Source organism: Salinivibrio sp. ML323 (genome assembly GCF_001995745.1).
GTDB lineage: Bacteria > Pseudomonadota > Gammaproteobacteria > Enterobacterales > Vibrionaceae > Salinivibrio > Salinivibrio kushneri.
Genome location: NZ_MUES01000008.1, coordinates 15542 through 32015 on the forward strand (window position 1 = coordinate 15542; position 16474 = coordinate 32015).

The following is a 16474-nucleotide window of genomic DNA, read 5'->3' on the forward strand; positions in this document are numbered from 1 at the left end:
AAAAGCGCAAACAGTTGCGTATCGATAAAAACAAATGGAAATGAGACTGATTGTTGTTTATGTTCCAGTAAGTTCAAATAATCGTTAGCTACAGGAAGTCTCATGTTGAAGAAACACCCCCTTGCCGTTTTTGTGGCTGTCGCGCTGTCACCCCTTACCAGTGCAGCTGCAACCAACCCGACAGAACCCGTTGATGAAGTCTATGTGGTTGAAGGCCATCAGGCACGTTTTAAGGCTAATAGCAACGAAACGGCGATGCGAATGGATGTCAGCCAACTAGAAACAGCGGGCCAAGTGGCTGTGATGGATCAAACGCTGATTCAAGAGCAAAACGCGACCACGTTAGGGGATGTGTTGGTGAATGACGCCAGCATTGGTGTGGGCGGTACGGACCGTAATCGTGAGATTTTCTCGCTTCGCGGTTTTGAACTTGATACCGGAACAGGCTACCTGCGTAATGGCCAGCAGCAATGGTCTTATTATCGCCATCCTGTTGAGCTGATGGAACGCGTTGAGGTGTTAAAAGGGCCAGCAGGTTTGCTCTATGGCAAGTCCGCACCGGGCGGTCTGGTGAATATGGTCACCAAACGACCAACAGCTGCGTTCCAAGCGTCAATCAGTCAGAAAGTCGGTACTAACGATTATCAACACACCGTCGCCGATGCGTCGGGTTCTCTCAACGAGAGCGGCACCTTACGTGGTCGGATGGTGCTATCGAAACAAAGCGAGGGCTCATCACGTCGCTATTTAGATGGCAGTGAACCTGAGCTCGACCGCCAAATTGCAGGCTTGATGCTAGATTACGACATCACGCCCGATACCCAGCTTTCTCTTCATTATGATCGTGTGATTGATGACAGTAATAGCGATAACGGCGCCAACATYATCAATGGTCAACCGCAACTGGGTAGCCAATTTATCTGGGAAGCACCTTGGTCGTTCATGGACATTGATGTCGAGAACTACGGAATCGATATTGTCAGCCAATTAACGCCGGATTGGAAAGTCAAAGCCGGCTACAATCGCCAAGATTACAAGCGCCACTATCATGAAGGGTTTGGAAAGCGTGAAACCTACAACGCCAATACCCAATCGTTCAAATACTTTGCCATGGACCGTCACGACAATTGGGTGYTCGATACGGCCTACGCGGATATCACAGGTAAATTTGACGCTAACCAAATCAATCACCAAGTATTAATTGGCATGAATGGTCTGCGAAATGATTCTATGGTACACAAGTACTATTATGCGCCTTTAATCGCTCAAATTGGGGGTGCTTATCGAGAGCCTAGTATTTCTGAGATCCATAATAATGGAAGCGAGAAACTGAGTGGCGGTCAGCCCACCGATTCAATTGGCTTTTACGCGCAAGACTTAATGACATTGAATCCACAATGGCAAGTGCTTGCAGGGCTTCGCTACGATCGCGAAGAAAACGAAACCGATACTTACTATAACCTGCTACCGAAAGCGGCGGTGATGTATCACCCAATCCCCGAACAAACCCTGTACGTCACTTATTCCGAGAGCTTTGAGCCGAAAAACCCGGTTGATAGTAATAACGATATCAATGACGGCATGGCGCTGGATCCGGTAAAAGGTAAGTTGTACGAGCTCGGTTACAAGCAAACGTTGCTAAACGACCAAGCTTTGTTTAGCGCGGCCGTGTTCCAAATTGAGCAAGAAAATAAGGTGGTTAAAGAAGCGATCACCGGATCAGACGATTATAACGCACGCACCACACAATTAGGTAAACAAACGCATAAAGGGGTTGAAGTCAGCCTTGCCGGCCAGGTGACCGATAGCTGGTCACTGCATAGCTCCGCAACGTATTTGCATGCACGGACCGAAGATCCGTTTGACCCTCAGCATGACGGTAAACAGCCTGCCGATACACCCGAGTGGGGCGCCAGTATTTGGTCTCGCTATGATGTCGATAACCAAACCTATGTGAACGTGGGTGCGCGTTACGTCGGTGATCGTTATGGCGATACTAAAAATACCTATCATAAACCAGGTTACACCACAGTGAATGCAGGTGTCGGCCACACGGTACAAACCAGTGAACGATCTGATCTAAAACTCACGGTGAATGTGAAAAACCTCTTCAACGAGAGCTATCTCGCCGGTGGTGTCCAAAATAAAACCACGCTGGGCGAAGAGCGCAAAGTCGTCCTCGGCGCGTCACTGCACTTTTAACTTAAACGGAACATTAATCACCAAGGCTCAGCATCGCTGGGCCTTTTTGCGTTATCGCCGCCATATCGACTTAAGTTGAATAGCGCATGCTCGATGACATGCTAACGTGATCTAGTTATCTAGACACAGTCAGCAAGGAGTGCGTTATGTCATCTAATAATATCTACGATCTTGGCTTGGACAAAAGTCCAGCCAATTATCAAACACTGAGCCCGCTTTCTTTTCTTGAGCGGGCCGCCAGCGTCTATCCAGATTATCCGGCCAGCGTTCATGGCCATTTATGTTGGAGTTGGCAGCAAGTCGATCAGCGTTGTCGTCAATTTGCCTCGGCATTGACTCAAGCCGGCATTGGGCTGGGTGATACGGTATCGGTGATGGCTCCCAACCTGCCTGAAGTCTTTGAGTTGCATTTTAGTGTGCCGATGACAGGTGCCGTACTCAATACCATTAATACCCGGTTAGAAGCGGAAACCGTCGCCTTTATCCTCGAACACGCGGAAAGCAAAGTGTTTATCGTCGACAAGGAAATGACGGAAGTGGCTAAGCGGGCGTTAAAGATGATTAAACACCGTCCGTTAGTGATTGCGATTGATGATCCCTTGTATCCGTATGGCGAATGCATCAGTGAAACTACCTACGAGACGTTTTTAGCAAAAGGGGATGGTGATTATCAGTACGCATTGCCAGACGATGAATGGCAGGCCATTTCTCTTAATTATACATCGGGCACCACGGGCAATCCCAAAGGGGTGGTGTATCATCACCGTGGCGCCCATCTGAATGCCGTGAGTAATGTGCTGTCTTGGAACATGGATTCCCATCCAGTGTATCTTTGGACGCTACCCATGTTCCACTGTAATGGTTGGTGTTTCCCATGGACGGTGGCCGCAACGGCGGGGGTGAGTGTCAGCCTACGGCATGTGCGGGCCGAGCCTATCTTTGATGCGATAAAAACCCATAAAGTCACTCATTTCTGCGGTGCGCCCATTGTCCTTAATATGATCAACAGTGCTGATCCGGCGTTAAAATCTGGCATTAAGCATACCATCAAGGTCATGACCGCAGGTGCCGCGCCACCTGCCTCTGTGATTGAGGGCATGGAAGCGATGGGCATTGCTGTGACCCATGTTTATGGGCTCACCGAAACCTACGGTCCTTGCGTGGTGTGTGATTGGCAGCATCATTGGGATCACCTCTCCCAACAAGAAAAAGCGCGGATGAAAGCGCGCCAAGGCGTACGCGCGCCGATGCAAGGGGATCTGATGGTCGCCGATCCGGTGACGTTTAAACCGGTTGCAAAAGATGGTGGCACACTCGGTGAGATTTTTGTCCGCGGTAACATCGTTATGAAAGGCTACTTAAAGAACCCCAGCGCGACCGAAGATGCCATGAGTAACGGCTGGTTTAGAACGGGCGATTTAGCGGTGTGGCATGCCGATAATTACATCGAAATCAAAGATAGATTGAAAGATATCATTATTAGTGGTGGAGAGAATATTTCCAGCATTGAAATTGAAGATGTCTTGTATCGTCACCCCGAGATTGACGAAGTCGCGGTGATAGCGATGCCCGATGAAAAATGGGGTGAGGTTCCCTGTGCGTTTGTCAAAACGACCGAAGCATCAGTCGTAACTGAAGCAGACATTATTGCTTTCTGTCGTGAGCAAATGGCGCACTTTAAAGCGCCTAAAAAAGTGATCTTTACAACACTCCCAAAAACGTCGACAGGGAAAGTGCAAAAATATGTACTGCGTCGTAACGTGAGTGAAAAGTCAGTGTAATAAAAAAGCGGTGGCGTCATCCCGTCACCGCTTACTAAATTACCTTCAGGCCGTCAGTTGGGCGAGTTATCGCCTAACATCTGGCAAACCTATAGCTGCTTGAGTACGGCTTCAGCACTGGAAACGTCAAAGCTTTTCGGCGGCTCAACATTAAGCTGGGTGACGGTGCCATTTTCAATGATCATGGCATAGCGCTGTGAGCGAACACCGCCAAACTTCCCTGAATCCATTTCTAGTCCTAGCGCCTTGGTAAAGCTCGCATCACCGTCGGCCAGCATATGAATCTGATTGGCATTTTGTGCCTCGCCCCAAGCCTGCATCACAAAGGCATCGTTAACCGATACGCAGGCAATCATATCGACGCCTTTTGCTTTAATCTCATCCGCTTTCACCACAAAACCCGGTAAGTGCGACTCTGAACAGGTCGGGGTAAAGGCCCCCGGCACCGCGAACAGCACAACCTTCTTGTTGGCGAAAAGGGCAGGGATGTCGTGGGTTTGCATGCCCTCAGCGGTGAGTTCACTGAGGGTGGCGCTCGGTAGAGATTGTCCTTGCTGAATCATGATGACTCCTTGGTCATTGTCTTTGCGTTTAGCTCAAGCTTAGCATGGACGCGGTATGCTTATATACTCAGACTGACGAAGGGTTACCCAGTCGAGCTCCTTGTAGAAAGGCGCTTTTTATATGTGTTGGTTTATCGTAAACTCTTATCATTCATATCGATTTGTAGAAGAATCTAAATGTCTCGAATCATTGACTTTCCAAACCGCCACCAGGCTTACCATGCCCATGTCTACTACGAGGCTGACACCGAAGCGCAGGCGGATGCTATCTATCAGGCTGCCGCCGCATCATCACTGCCCATCGACCTTGGCCGCTTTCATCGTAGGTGTGTTGGCCCACACCCAAGATGGAGCTTCCAAATCGCCTTTGATAAGGCTGAGTTTGACGAGGTGATGGCATGGCTTGAGGCGCATCGCGGTGATTTAACCGTGTTTTTGCATGGCGTGACGGGCGATGACTACATTGACCATACGGCTCACGTGGGTTGGATGGGCCCGTCTGTTGAACTCAATCTGGCCATATTTAAGCCCAAGCAATGAATGCTTTTCTTGCATACCCAGCACTGCTGATTTGGCACGGCGATGATGAACTCTCGTTTGCGTCAGACTCGGCGTCGCTTGAGGCGCTGAGCGACAATGTGATCACTGAAGACGATCGGTTGGTAGATAGCGAAGGCATTTGTTGGTTGAGCGAAAATGGGGGGCAGCACTGGCAGCCAAGTGGGGAAATCATGCCACTTGAGCAGCTTGTGGCGCGTATTCAAGCGCATTATGCGCAGCAAGGGCAGTGTTGTGTGGGAAAAATCCAGTTTAAAGATAGGGCCGCCGCCATCAACAGTGTGGCGACGGTCTCTGGGAATTAACGGCTGTCAGCAATCCGACGTGACACTTTCAACGAAGAGTGCGGACGAATACGCTTGATGTTCAAGCGCTGCTTGTTACGCAATCGAATGTGGCAGAGCTCAAGTATCAAACCAAATGCCATCGCAACATATACGTAGCCTTTGTTGATATGAATGCCAGCACCTTCGGCCATCAGCAGCAAGCCTAGTAACACCAAGAACAACAAGGCTAAGGTTTTAAACCCAGGGTAACGGCTGACCAGATTATTCACGGGCTCTGCCGCAATTATCATAATGATGGCGGCGGTAATAATGGCGGCGACCATCACAGGCACATCTTGGGTGAGACCGACCGCAGTGATCACTGAGTCCATCGAGAATACCGCATCTACCGCAACGATTTGCAGCAAAATCACTGCCATACCGGTGCGCACTTGTGTCGAATGGCTCACGGGCTCGCCATGACCCAACCATGCCCACAGCTCTTTGGCACTTTTTAGCAGCAAAAAGCCACCACCAAACAGCATGATAAGGTCTTTACCGGTAACCGGTTCCATACCAATCGTAAACAGGGGCGAAGTCAACGACATAACCCAAGCGATGGAAAGCAATAAGCCAATCCGGCTAATCACGGCCAGACCAATACCCAAGGTGCGCGCAAAGCGGCGTTTCTCTTTAGGGAGACGTTCACACAGTACGGAGATAAAGACTAAGTTATCAACACCCAATACCACTTCAAGGGTTAGAAGGGTAAAGAAGACCACCCAGGTTTCGGGTTCCAAAAAGAGTGTTAACATACGATGGCCTCCTGATTAAAGGAAGCGGGGAAGGGCATAACACGACATCGGTCGCTGTCCATGGATTGTGATTACCTCTGTGACTAAAGAGTGCTTATATAAGCACCGTCTTGACACCTTGGCAAGCAGAGAAATAGCGAGTTGACCAAAAATTGACAAAGCATGTAAACGATCAAACCTGTTACTGAGTAAGACTCATCATGTTGGATTTAAAGAGGGAATAAGGATGAAAAGAGGCTGGGTGATTGGGTTATTATCCTTAATGTTAACTGGGTGTTTAGGCATGCCAAAACAGGTTACACCCGTAACAAACTTTGAGATTAACCGCTATTTAGGTACTTGGTATGAAGTAGCGCGACTGGATCACTCGTTTGAGCGCGGCTTATCCGATGTGACGGCAACTTACTCGTTGCGTGAAGACGGTGGCGTTAAAGTGATAAACCGAGGCTTTAGCCGCGAAGAGGGCAAATGGCAAGAAGCAGAGGGTAAGGCGTACTTCGTTGAAAATGATAAGACGGCGTACCTGAAGGTTTCGTTCTTTGGGCCTTTCTATGGATCATATGTGGTGTTTGATTTGGATGATAACTACCAATATGCCTTTATCTCGGGGCCTGACCACGATTACCTGTGGTTGTTATCGCGCACACCGAGCGTGTCGGAGTCAGTAAAAAATAAATTTATTGCAGAAGCGAAACAGCGAGGTTTTGCCACTGAAGCGCTGATTTTTGTCGATCACACCCGCACGGACCCCAAAAACAAATAAATCGAGCAGTAGAAGAGACGCATCATGCGAAAGACAGATAAGAAATATGACAAGGCGGTTCGAGAAGCGCTGACAGATGTCTGTGAATTGACAATGGAAAAAGTGGAGGGATTTGAATGGCTGACGCATGAGGTGAATTATCAGCGTTTTCCACAAAGCTTAATCGTGCGGCTGATGTTTAAAGACCGACAGACGCTAGCCAGCTTTGAACGAAGTGATGACTACCAAGTCGCTCTAAATGATATACAAAGTCGCCTTGCTGCTGTTGGTATCACACTCAAAAACATCAATCGACATGTTGAGTTAGCGACACTGTAAGGCTGTGATTACTCGCACACTTACCTTATGGCTGACACGCTACAGTGTGATATCAAAGCGACTCAATGCCCCTACCGATTAAGCGAAGGAGCACTGGTATGGAAGCAAGAATTAGTATCATCACATTGGGGGTTGCGGATCTTTCTCACTCTTATGAATTTTATCGCCAATTGGGCTTTCCAACGCACAGCCACCCTGAAGAAGGCATCGTGTTTTTTAGTACCGCAGGTACACGATTAGCGTTATATCCCGCAGACTCGTTAGCCGATGATATCAAACCCGGACTCACCGTTAACGAGACAGGGTTTGGTGGTATCACATTGGCGCATAACACGCGCTCCAAAGAAGAGGTCGACGAGGTACTGGCGCTGGCAGAGCGGTGTGGCGGTCGTATTGTTAAACCTGCACAAGACGTATTTTGGGGAGGCTACAGCGGCTACTTTGCCGATCCGGATAACTATCTTTGGGAAGTCGCTTATGGCGATTGTTGGCAGTTTGATGATAGTGGCAGCCTTGTATTGGATTAATGGCCGTGGATTTATTGCGTTAGCAACAGCCTGAACTTGATGTGAGTGTACTTCCCATTGGCAAAGGTGAGCTTGTTGCCTATTTGTGTGAGTGAAAGTTGGTTCGATAAAAAAGGCGTCCCGAAAGACGCCTTTTGAGTCTCTACAGCCAGCTGCATTACGCGGCTGCTAGCGTTTGCGCTTGACGGTTTGCATGCCAGACCAAGCCAAAGCCAATTATCACCACCGCACAGGTGGACAGCATGACGGTGGTGACGGCGATCAAGCCCGAGGCCGCAAACGCAGACACCACGGCGCTCGCCAAGAAGCAGATCATCATTTGCAAGAAGTTCAGCAGCCCCGCCGCTGTCGCGCTACATGATTTAAAATCTTCTAAGGCTCGGTTTACCACGAGTGGATAAATGGCACCATTGGCCGCTGCCAAAAAGCAGAATGGCCCCAAGATTACCCAAATATTAGTGACATCAGTGCGCCAGCTAATTAAAAAGATTACCACCACACTGGCGACAAACAGTTTCAGTAACCAAGGAAGGATGCTGTGATCTTTGAGTTTATTCAGTGCATAACGACAGGCATACCCGCCGACAACAAACGCGATCGTTTGTGGGATGTAGCTTAGGCCAATGTCTGCTTCGGTATAGCCCATCGCTGACATGATAAACGGCGATCCAGTCAAATAGGCAAAGAAAGCGGCCGAGCAACCGGCAAAGATAAGCATATTTCCGATGAACTTTTTTGATTTAAAAACTTGCTGGTAGTCACCCTTAAGTTTATCAATAATTTTAGTATCTTGTGCTGGGCTAGTTAAGCTTTCTTCCTCACGAAGGGTCAGTGCAACAAAAATAATACCTAGTGCGAATAAAACCACAAAAATACTGCGCCAATCAAAATGCTGGAGTAAATAGGCACCTAATAATGGTGCGAGAGCTGGAGACAAGGCAACTAAAGGCATGATAGTGGCGAACACTTTCTGCCCCAGTTTTCCCTCATAGCGATCAATGACCACGGCTTGCCAAATCACAATTGCGCTGCACGCGCCCAACGCTTGAACAAGGCGCGCACCGAGTAACAGATAAATATTATCTGCAAACAGACATACCACGGTCGCAATGCTATAGAGGCTTAAGCCAATTAACAGCGCAGGCTTACGGCCAATGCGGTCGGAGAGGGGACCATAAATGAGCTGACCACAGGCCATGCCAAGCAAAAAGATGCTCAAGGTTAAACCGATATTGGCCGACGAGGTCGCAAAATCGATTTGYATGGCTTCAAAGGCGGGAAGATACATGTCGGTGGCTAAGAAGCCGAGCATACTGAGCCCTGCTAGCCAAAACAGCGTGATAAATGGCACATTTTTGTTCATTTTTTATCTCTTGATATAAAGATTAATGTAAAGAGTAGTTTATGCCTAACAATTAATACTGTGAAACGCTATGATTTGAATACTGCTTTCAAAATATTTGATGTGAATGTTTTCTTACCAAGATTTTCAAGTGATTGACGTGGTTGCACGGCGAGGAAGTTTCTCTGCGGCGGCTGACGAATTGCACAAGGTACCGAGTGCGGTGAGCTACACGGTACGACAGATTGAAGACAAGCTGGCCGTCACCCTGTTTGAGCGGCTTCATCGTCAGGTTCGGTTGACCGCCGCGGGCGAGTACTTTGTCTCCCAGTCACGTGAGATGATTAAGAATATGGAAGCCATTCGCCAGCAAACCCAACGTGTTGCTAATGGTTGGACGCAAAGTGTCGCATTGGCACTGGATAACGTCGTAAGAGAGGRTAGCGTCAATACCTTGGTACGTGACTTTTATGATGCGTTTCCTGATGTCGAGCTGTTACTGACCATGGAAGTATTCAATGGTGTGTGGGATGCGCTGGCGGATGATAGAGCCGATATTGCCATTGGTGCTACAGCTGCTGTGCCAGTGAGCGGCGCGTTTCGCTATCGAGAAATGGGCACCCTGCGTTGGCGATTTGTGGTGAGTCCGTCGCATCCACTCGTACAGTGTGCCCAGCCACTGGCTAATGATCAGCTCGCGCCGTATCCGGCGATATGTTTGGAAGATACTTCGCGCCGTTTGCCGCGTCGTACTACCTGGCTATTGGATAATCAGCGCCGTCTTACCGTCCCCAATTGGCACAGTGCCATGCAATGTTTTAAGGCCGGGCTGGGGATTGGTGTGATGCCTTCACACATGGCAGAAGACGCGATTGCGCGAGGAGAGTTGGTGGAGCTTGCCCTTGAAGAGCCGTTATTAAGCAGTCCGTGCTGTATTGCATGGCGCTCGGATAAAGAGTCACCACCGGTGCGCTGGCTGCTCGACTACTTGGGCGATAAAGAGCAACTGCAACACCAGTGGTTATAAGCTAGGAGGACGGCGCATCGAGCGTACGCAAGGTTTGATACCCCGCCCAAACCCGTGTTGCTGCCGTCATTAAACAGGCTGCGCCAAAAACGCCGGCAATCCATGCCATGTATGTAGGGAAAAGACACATCAACACAAAGCTGGCGATGGTTTCCGTGCCTTCGGTGATCCCGCCGATGTAATACATCGACTTATTGGCGTACACCGGGTTATCAATCTGGTGTTTGCTCGCCATAATCGCAAACGCTAAAAAGCTTGCGCCTGTACCCATAAAGCAAAACAGCAGAAAGCTGGCGGCGATGGCGTTACTAGCGGGATCAGCCAGCGCAAAACCAAAGGGAATGGCAGCGTAGAAGATAAAATCGAGGGTGATATCTAAAAAGCCCCCTGCGTCCGTGAGTCCTTGCTCGCGGGCGAGCGCGCCATCAAGGCCATCGAACAGTCGGTTAATGATAATGAACACAAGCGCCAGCCAATACACTTGTAGCGCCAGAGCGGGCACCGCCAGCAAGCCAATCAAAAAGCCTGAGAGCGTGACGGTATCGGGTTTTACCCTCCATTTTGTAAGCTGCACCGCTGCCTGCTTCAATGGCCAGCGGATTATCGTGATGGCATAGCGATCAAGCATTTTGCATTTCCTCTTGCAGTACTGAGCTAGCTGGGCGTTTAGGCCAATTTAAACAGCGGCTCTGGTGCGCAATATCCTCGGCATCATGCGTCACAATCAGCGCGGGGATGTTGCGCTGCGCGATTTGCTCAAACACAAAAGCCCGAAAATCCCGTCGTAGCGGCTTATCCAGCTTACTAAAGGGTTCATCAAGCAAGATAGCATCGGGCGCGGCGAGTAATGCACGCAACACACTGATCCGCGCGCGCTGCCCGCCGGAGAGCTGGCTGGGGGCATAATCGGCAAACTCCGCTAAATTGACAGACCCTAATGTTGCGATGGCCTGATCACGTTTTTGCGCTTTGCTCATCGATGAAGGCAGCGCAAAGGCCAAGTTTTGCCAGACGTTGAGATGCGGAAAGAGCAAATCATCTTGAAACAAAATCCCGATACGGCGCTGCTCCGGCGGCAAGTGATCAAAGGGTTCACCATTTAAGGTTAGTTGGCCGCTGTAATGCATGGGCGGTTGAATGTGTCCTGCCAATACGCTCAGCAGGCTCGATTTTCCGCAGCCACTGGGACCCATTACGGTGAGTATTTCTCCCGGGGCGACCGAGAATGATAAATCACGCACCAAGCATTGCTCAGGCGCGTTTATGGTGAGTTGATTGACACACAGTGTCATGGTGTTTCGCTCCTGAATAAGTCGGTGTTGATGTGGGTAAAAGGCGGCGCTCCGCAATACGGCTAAGCACGGTGGCTAAGGCGAAAACAATAAGGGGAAGCATCGCTTGCATCAGTCCATACAGACCACTAATACGGCGATCGAGGCCGCTCGATAAGCTAACTGCCTCGGTAGTGAGCGTATTAATGCGTCCCGCGCCCAACAACTGTGTAGGCAGATATTGCGCCAAACTGACACTCGCGCCGACCGCCCACGCCAAGATGATCGCAGGCAAAAGCAGCGGCAGTTTAATCCGCCACCATGCCAGTGTTGCACTGACACCGAGGCTCCTGGCGGTTTGCATGAGCCGCATATCAAATTGCTGCCACGGCCCATCGAGCGCGAGATACACATAAGGAAACGCGAAAAAAATGTGAGCCCAAAGGGTTGCCGGCACGTGCCATTGGCCGGGGAGGCTGTACACCGCCACCTGAATACCGAACAAGATAGAGAGTTGCGGAACCAATAATGGAATGGCGATGACGGCTCTCGGCACCGAGCGTCGCTGATTGACCGAGCGCTCCAGACACCCAATAGCAAACAGCAAGGCGACACTGGCGCTGATCACCGCCAGAACAATGCTGTTTCCCACCAATGACCACACATAGCTCAGTTCTTGTTCCCAAAACCGTAAGCTATATCGACTGGGCAGCCAATCGGGAAATGACCAACGCAGCGCGAATGACCACACCAGCAACACAGGTATAATCGCAAGGGGAGTGATAAACACTGGCCACCAGAGTAACTTGCCAGGCAGCCATGCGTGGCGGCGGCCCGTGTATTGCCAGCGATTGAGACATTGGCAGCCAAGCCACGCCAAAAAGCGGAATAGCAATAACGCTAGGCCACATAGGGCAAATAACAACAATGCCCCAGCTGAGGCTCTGGGCAATAACGCCAAATCAGGGTCATTGAACCACTGCCATACCAATACCGCATAAGTGGGCGGCGTATTGGGCCCGAGGATCATCGCCACATCAACCACCGACAGACTGTAGGCGATGACGGCAAAAATCGGGAAACGCATTTTGGCCAGCCAAAGCGGAAGAATGACTTTTATCCAGGTTGCGGTGCGGTTATACCCGAGGCTGGTTGATACCATGGTTAGTCGAGAGACATCAATTTGCCGTAGCACTGACAGGCTCATCAATAATAAAAATGGTGTCTCTTTTAGCGTTAGCGCCAAGGTGAGCCCGATAACATAAGGATCTTGTACTAACGCCCAAGTTACAGGTTTCTCACCGAGAAGGGGACTTAACAGGCGAAACAGCCAACCCGAGGGGGAAAGCAGTAAAACCAGGCCAATCGCAAAGGCGACGTGTGGCAATGCCAGTAGCGCAGGCAAGCGCGTACTGATCTTTTGCCAAATGGGCGTGTGCCAAGCGGCTTGTAAAATCATAAAGCTAAATGCCACCGCGAGCAGGCTACTGCCTAACCCCGAGATGAGCGTCAGCTCAATCGATTGCCAAAGCCCCGGCCATGCCATGACTTGGTGCCAGCCGCTAAAATTGGCCTCTGTCAGCCCCAGGGTGGGCAAGAACGCAAAGGCACTCGCGAGCAAGCCGCCGACCCCTGGCAACAAGGGTAGGCAGCATACCGTCAGGGTAATGGCAAACAGCAAACGTGCCATATCAGCCTCGTTTCTATTGGCCGTAGCGTTTCAGCCACGCAGTCTCAAGCGCGGTTTGCCAGCTCGGGTGTGGCTCGGGCTGGGTATTAAAGCGACTGACCTCGGAGGTGTCGGAAAATTTAACGACCGGTGGATCGCCCCATACTTGGGTGTCGGCTTTACGCAGCTGTGCCTTTTCGCTCATCAAGAAGTTGATAGCGACCATGGCGCCGGCTTTGGCATTGGCGTTGTATGGGATCGCCATAAAGTGAATGTTAGATAGCGCACCTTGGTCAAAGGCAAACGCACGCGCTGATGGGGCGAGCTTTCCAGATGCGACTGCCGCTTTTGCCGCATTGGGGTTAAACGCTATCGCCACGAGAAGCTCGCCGTCGTCTAGCAGTTGTAGGGTTTCAGCACTGCTTGAAGGAAATTGTGAGCCTTCGCGCCAGGCCACTTGATGTAATTGGTCCAGATAGCGCCATAATGGCGCGGTCACGGCGTCAAAGTCCACCTCATCAACGGGCAGGTAAAGGGCTTCGGGCGAATCTGTCAGCTCAAGCAGCGCCGCTTTCAAAAAGCTGGTGCCATGGAACTGCGGCGGTTTTGGGTAACTCACTCGACCTGGGTTCGCTTGCGCGAGACTCAGTAATTCAGCAAACGAGCGAGGCGGGTTGGCAAGTGTGCGCTTATCGTGGATAAATACCAGCTGTCCCACTCCCCAAGGCGCTTCGAGGCCGTCTGTTGGTTCCGTGAAGTCCTCTTCAACCGGTAAGCTTTTATCGACAATTTGCCAGTTGGGCAGCCTGCTAACAAAAGGGCCGTACAGCAAATCATTTTCTTTCATTGATTTGAAGTTTTCGCCATTAATCCAAACCATATCGACGCTGCCGCCGCTATCCTTACCCGCGGTCTTCTCGGCAAGCAGGCGATTGACGGTTTCAGCGATATCCGCCACTTTGACATGTTTCAGGGTGACACCATAATCGCGTTGTAACTCGCGACTTGCCCAGCGCAGGTAAGCATTGATCTCTTGATTGCCGCCCCATGCGTTAAAGTAAACGGTTTGGCCTTTGGCTTGTTGCTCAATACTTTCCCAACTGTTGTTTTCCGCGCTTGCAGAGGCAGTAAAACTGGCAGTACTCGCAATTGCCAATGTTAACGCCGCTATCCAGTGTTTCATTGTCATCTTCCTTTTCAATTAGTGACGCATCCAACGATGATATTTTTCGACCCAGTTAAGCAACTTCTCGGGCGCATGGGCTTGTTTCCACATTCCAGCGGTATACTTCACCGCTTCACTCATGGTGGGATATGGATGGACGGTGCCCAAAATTTTATTTAGTCCTAACCCGTGCCGCATGGCGAGAGTAAACTCCGCGAGCAAGTCGCCCGCATGCTTGCCAACAATAGTCACTCCCAGAATGGTATCTTTTCCTTTCGGTGTCAGCACCTTAATAAAACCGTGATCATTGCCATCAGCAATCGCGCGATCCAGATCATCAATGCCGTAATAGGTCACTTCCACTTCTTGCTGATTGGCTTTGGCTTCTTTTTCATTGATACCTACGCGCGCGACTTCTGGCGAGGTGTAAGTCGCCGCCGGCATCACTGAATAATCGGCTCGGAAGCGTTTGAATTGACCGAATAGTGCATTCACGGCGGCATACCACGCTTGGTGGGCACTGGCGTGGGTGAGCTGAAACGGCCCCGCTACGTCACCCACCGCATAAATATTGGGATAGGCGGTTTGCAGATACTCGTTGACTTGAATAGTGCCACGCTCGGTCACTGGAATATCGAGCTTTTCGAGACCAAATCCTTTGGTGTTGGCACTGCGCCCTAACGCGACCAGCACCGCATCAAATGCGACGGTTTTCTCACCGTCAGGCCCATCGAGTAAGGCGATTTGCTCATTATCACTGTGTTCAAATGCTTTGACTTTGTGCTGTGTTAAAACCGTGACGCCGTCACGTTCTAACGCCTGTTCAACCAATTGGGCGGCATCTTTATCTTCGCGGCTGAGAAGTTGGTCGGCCATTTCCGCGAGCGTCACTTGACTGCCTAAGCATGAAAAGCTTTGCGCCAATTCCGCGCCAATGGGGCCACCGCCTAAAACCAATAACCGTGGTGGCAGCTCAGTCAGAGACCAAATCGTATCCGAGGTGTAATGCGTGACCTCTGCCAAACCAGGAATGGGGGGCAGCATGGGGCGTGCGCCTGTGGCAACCACGATGTTGCGGGTAGTGAGGCGTTCGCCATTTACCTCGACTTCCCATGGCGAGACAATGTGTGCTTCGCCTTGCACGCACTCTACGCCGAGCTTGGTGTAACGCTCGACCGAATCGTGGGGCTCAATGTGGGTAATGACTTGCTTAACCCGCGCCATGACCGCCGGAAAATCAACCGCTGTAGCTTGGGTATGAATGCCAAACGCCTTAGCCTTGCCAATTTCTCGCATGGTTTTTGCTGCGCGTATCAGCGCTTTAGAGGGGACACACCCGGTGTTTAGGCAATCACCTCCCATCGAACCTTTTTCAACTAGCGTGACTTTTGCTTTCACCACTGCCGCGATATAACTCGATACCAGTCCACCTGCGCCGGCACCAATTACCACCATATTGCGATCAAACTGATGGGGTTTGCGCCAACCTTGATAGCGTTTACGACGCGTGATCCACGCCATAACCCACTTTGCCAGCAGTGGGAAGATACCCAGTAATGCGAGAGAGCCAAGCACCGAGGGTGACACCACGTCGCCAAGTGTGTCGATTTGGGCGAGTTGAGTCCCTGCATTCACGTACACAGCTGTCCCCGGCAACATCCCGAGTTGACTGACCCAATAGAAGGTGCGGGTTTTGAGTGACGTTAGCCCCATCACTAGGTTAATCAGAAAAAACGGGAAAATCGGGATCAGGCGCAGGGTTAACAGATACAAGCTGCCGTCTTTCTCGATACCACGATTAATGGTATCGAGCTTAATGCCAAATTTGGCTTGGACCCAGTCGCGCAACATAAAGCGACTCACCAAGAAGGCAAGGGTGGCGCCAATCGAGCTGGCAAAGGAGACCAACACCAATGCCCACCAAAAGCCAAACAGTGCTGCGCCCAATAAGCTCGCCACTGCCGCTCCCGGTAGCGACAATGCTGTCATCACCACATAGCCGACAAAAAACACCAGACTTGCGGTGGTCGCGTTTTCGATAATGTAATCGTTTAATGCCGCTTGTTGTGCTTTGGCGTTTTCAAGCGTCAACCATTGGCTGAGATCAAAACTAAACCACAGGGTAATAAGCGCAACAATCACTAAACCAAGCAGGATTTTTTTTACTGGCATACTATGTCTCGTCAGGTAGCAAATAGGGCCCAGAT

Annotated in this window: 16 protein-coding genes; 8 read left to right on the forward strand and 8 right to left on the reverse strand. The window is 50.4% G+C overall.

Features of this window, described 5'->3' with window-relative positions:
* Positions 1-102: 102 nt before the first annotated feature.
* Together BZG13_RS07590 and BZG13_RS07595 are read left to right on the forward strand one after the other, a co-directional pair.
* The gene (locus tag BZG13_RS07590) at positions 103-2202 is read left to right on the forward strand and encodes a TonB-dependent siderophore receptor (RefSeq protein WP_077486182.1); all 2100 of its coding nucleotides are present in this window, start codon (positions 103-105) and stop codon (positions 2200-2202) included.
* 146 nt (positions 2203-2348) lie between these two features.
* Positions 2349-3983, forward strand: a complete 1635-nt coding sequence (locus BZG13_RS07595; protein WP_077486183.1) for an acyl-CoA synthetase — start codon at positions 2349-2351, stop codon at positions 3981-3983.
* 89 nt (positions 3984-4072) lie between these two features.
* Here the strand turns inward: BZG13_RS07595 and BZG13_RS07600 are convergent, their stop codons facing one another.
* Positions 4073-4546 carry a peroxiredoxin gene (locus tag BZG13_RS07600; RefSeq protein ID WP_077486184.1) on the reverse strand — a complete coding sequence of 158 codons (474 nt, stop codon included), beginning with the start codon at positions 4544-4546 and terminating at the stop codon, positions 4073-4075.
* A 177-nt stretch (positions 4547-4723) separates the two neighbouring features.
* Between BZG13_RS07600 and BZG13_RS07605 the strand changes: the two genes are divergently transcribed.
* Positions 4724-5086 carry a DOPA 4,5-dioxygenase family protein gene (locus BZG13_RS07605; RefSeq protein WP_077486185.1) on the forward strand — a complete coding sequence of 121 codons (363 nt, stop codon included), beginning with the start codon at positions 4724-4726 and terminating at the stop codon, positions 5084-5086.
* Positions 5083-5409, forward strand: a complete 327-nt coding sequence (locus BZG13_RS07610) for a DUF4144 family protein (RefSeq protein ID WP_077486186.1) — start codon at positions 5083-5085, stop codon at positions 5407-5409. The genes BZG13_RS07605 and BZG13_RS07610 overlap by 4 nt, the downstream gene beginning before the upstream one ends.
* Here BZG13_RS07610 and BZG13_RS07615 read toward each other — a convergent pair.
* Positions 5406-6185, reverse strand: coding sequence for a TerC family protein (locus BZG13_RS07615; protein WP_077486187.1), 780 nt, complete (start codon positions 6183-6185; stop codon positions 5406-5408). The two genes, BZG13_RS07610 and BZG13_RS07615, sit on opposite strands and share 4 nt — an antisense overlap.
* A 226-nt stretch (positions 6186-6411) precedes the next feature.
* Here BZG13_RS07615 and BZG13_RS07620 point away from each other — a divergent pair, with 226 nt between their 5' ends.
* From BZG13_RS07620 to BZG13_RS07630, 3 genes are all read left to right on the forward strand, one after another.
* On the forward strand, positions 6412-6948 hold the full coding sequence (locus BZG13_RS07620; RefSeq protein WP_077486188.1) for a lipocalin family protein: 537 nt from the start codon (positions 6412-6414) through the stop codon (positions 6946-6948).
* A gap of 24 nt (positions 6949-6972) precedes the next feature.
* Positions 6973-7266, forward strand: a complete 294-nt coding sequence (locus BZG13_RS07625) for a hypothetical protein (RefSeq protein ID WP_077457959.1) — start codon at positions 6973-6975, stop codon at positions 7264-7266.
* A gap of 98 nt (positions 7267-7364) precedes the next feature.
* Complete coding sequence (locus tag BZG13_RS07630; protein ID WP_077486189.1) at positions 7365-7793, forward strand: VOC family protein; 429 nt, start codon at positions 7365-7367, stop codon at positions 7791-7793.
* Positions 7794-7950: 157 nt separating this feature from the next.
* On the opposite strand, the gene punC is transcribed toward BZG13_RS07630, so the two are convergent.
* Complete coding sequence (gene punC / locus BZG13_RS07635) at positions 7951-9156, reverse strand: purine nucleoside transporter PunC (RefSeq protein ID WP_077486190.1); 1206 nt, start codon at positions 9154-9156, stop codon at positions 7951-7953.
* Between the two features lie 106 nt (positions 9157-9262).
* On the opposite strand from punC, the gene punR reads away from it, so the two are divergent.
* Complete coding sequence (gene punR, locus BZG13_RS07640; protein WP_077486191.1) at positions 9263-10162, forward strand: DNA-binding transcriptional activator PunR; 900 nt, start codon at positions 9263-9265, stop codon at positions 10160-10162.
* Position 10163: 1 nt separating this feature from the next.
* On the opposite strand, the gene BZG13_RS07645 is transcribed toward punR, so the two are convergent.
* Genes BZG13_RS07645 through lpdA form a run of 5 tightly spaced genes read right to left on the reverse strand, consistent with a single transcriptional unit; the run spans position 10164 to position 16439 of the window.
* Positions 10164-10790 carry a CDP-alcohol phosphatidyltransferase family protein gene (locus BZG13_RS07645; RefSeq protein ID WP_077486192.1) on the reverse strand — a complete coding sequence of 209 codons (627 nt, stop codon included), beginning with the start codon at positions 10788-10790 and terminating at the stop codon, positions 10164-10166.
* Entirely contained in the window at positions 10783-11454 is a 672-nt protein-coding gene (locus tag BZG13_RS07650; RefSeq protein WP_077457931.1) for an ATP-binding cassette domain-containing protein, read from the reverse strand. The genes BZG13_RS07645 and BZG13_RS07650 overlap by 8 nt, the downstream gene beginning before the upstream one ends.
* Positions 11414-13123, reverse strand: a complete 1710-nt coding sequence (locus BZG13_RS07655; RefSeq protein WP_077486193.1) for an ABC transporter permease — start codon at positions 13121-13123, stop codon at positions 11414-11416. The genes BZG13_RS07650 and BZG13_RS07655 overlap by 41 nt, the downstream gene beginning before the upstream one ends.
* Before the next feature lie 13 nt (positions 13124-13136).
* Positions 13137-14291 carry an ABC transporter substrate-binding protein gene (locus BZG13_RS07660; RefSeq protein ID WP_077486194.1) on the reverse strand — a complete coding sequence of 385 codons (1155 nt, stop codon included), beginning with the start codon at positions 14289-14291 and terminating at the stop codon, positions 13137-13139.
* Positions 14292-14303: 12 nt separating this feature from the next.
* A complete protein-coding gene (gene lpdA, locus BZG13_RS07665; protein WP_077486195.1) occupies positions 14304-16439 on the reverse strand; it encodes a dihydrolipoyl dehydrogenase in 2136 nt (711 codons plus the stop codon).
* Positions 16440-16474: the final 35 nt, after the last annotated feature.

Coding starts and splice junctions, on each gene's coding strand:
- BZG13_RS07595 (WP_077486183.1), top strand. CDS start 2,349: ATGTCATCTAATAATATCTACGATCTTGGCTTGGACAAAAGTCCAGCC.
- BZG13_RS07600 (WP_077486184.1), bottom strand. CDS start 4,546: ATGATTCAGCAAGGACAATCTCTACCGAGCGCCACCCTCAGTGAACTC.
- BZG13_RS07605 (WP_077486185.1), top strand. CDS start 4,724: ATGTCTCGAATCATTGACTTTCCAAACCGCCACCAGGCTTACCATGCC.
- BZG13_RS07610 (WP_077486186.1), top strand. CDS start 5,083: ATGAATGCTTTTCTTGCATACCCAGCACTGCTGATTTGGCACGGCGAT.
- BZG13_RS07615 (WP_077486187.1), bottom strand. CDS start 6,185: ATGTTAACACTCTTTTTGGAACCCGAAACCTGGGTGGTCTTCTTTACC.
- BZG13_RS07620 (WP_077486188.1), top strand. CDS start 6,412: ATGAAAAGAGGCTGGGTGATTGGGTTATTATCCTTAATGTTAACTGGG.
- BZG13_RS07625 (WP_077457959.1), top strand. CDS start 6,973: ATGCGAAAGACAGATAAGAAATATGACAAGGCGGTTCGAGAAGCGCTG.
- BZG13_RS07630 (WP_077486189.1), top strand. CDS start 7,365: ATGGAAGCAAGAATTAGTATCATCACATTGGGGGTTGCGGATCTTTCT.
- BZG13_RS07645 (WP_077486192.1), bottom strand. CDS start 10,790: ATGCTTGATCGCTATGCCATCACGATAATCCGCTGGCCATTGAAGCAG.
- BZG13_RS07650 (WP_077457931.1), bottom strand. CDS start 11,454: ATGACACTGTGTGTCAATCAACTCACCATAAACGCGCCTGAGCAATGC.
- BZG13_RS07655 (WP_077486193.1), bottom strand. CDS start 13,123: ATGGCACGTTTGCTGTTTGCCATTACCCTGACGGTATGCTGCCTACCC.
- BZG13_RS07660 (WP_077486194.1), bottom strand. CDS start 14,291: ATGACAATGAAACACTGGATAGCGGCGTTAACATTGGCAATTGCGAGT.
- lpdA (WP_077486195.1), bottom strand. CDS start 16,439: ATGCCAGTAAAAAAAATCCTGCTTGGTTTAGTGATTGTTGCGCTTATT.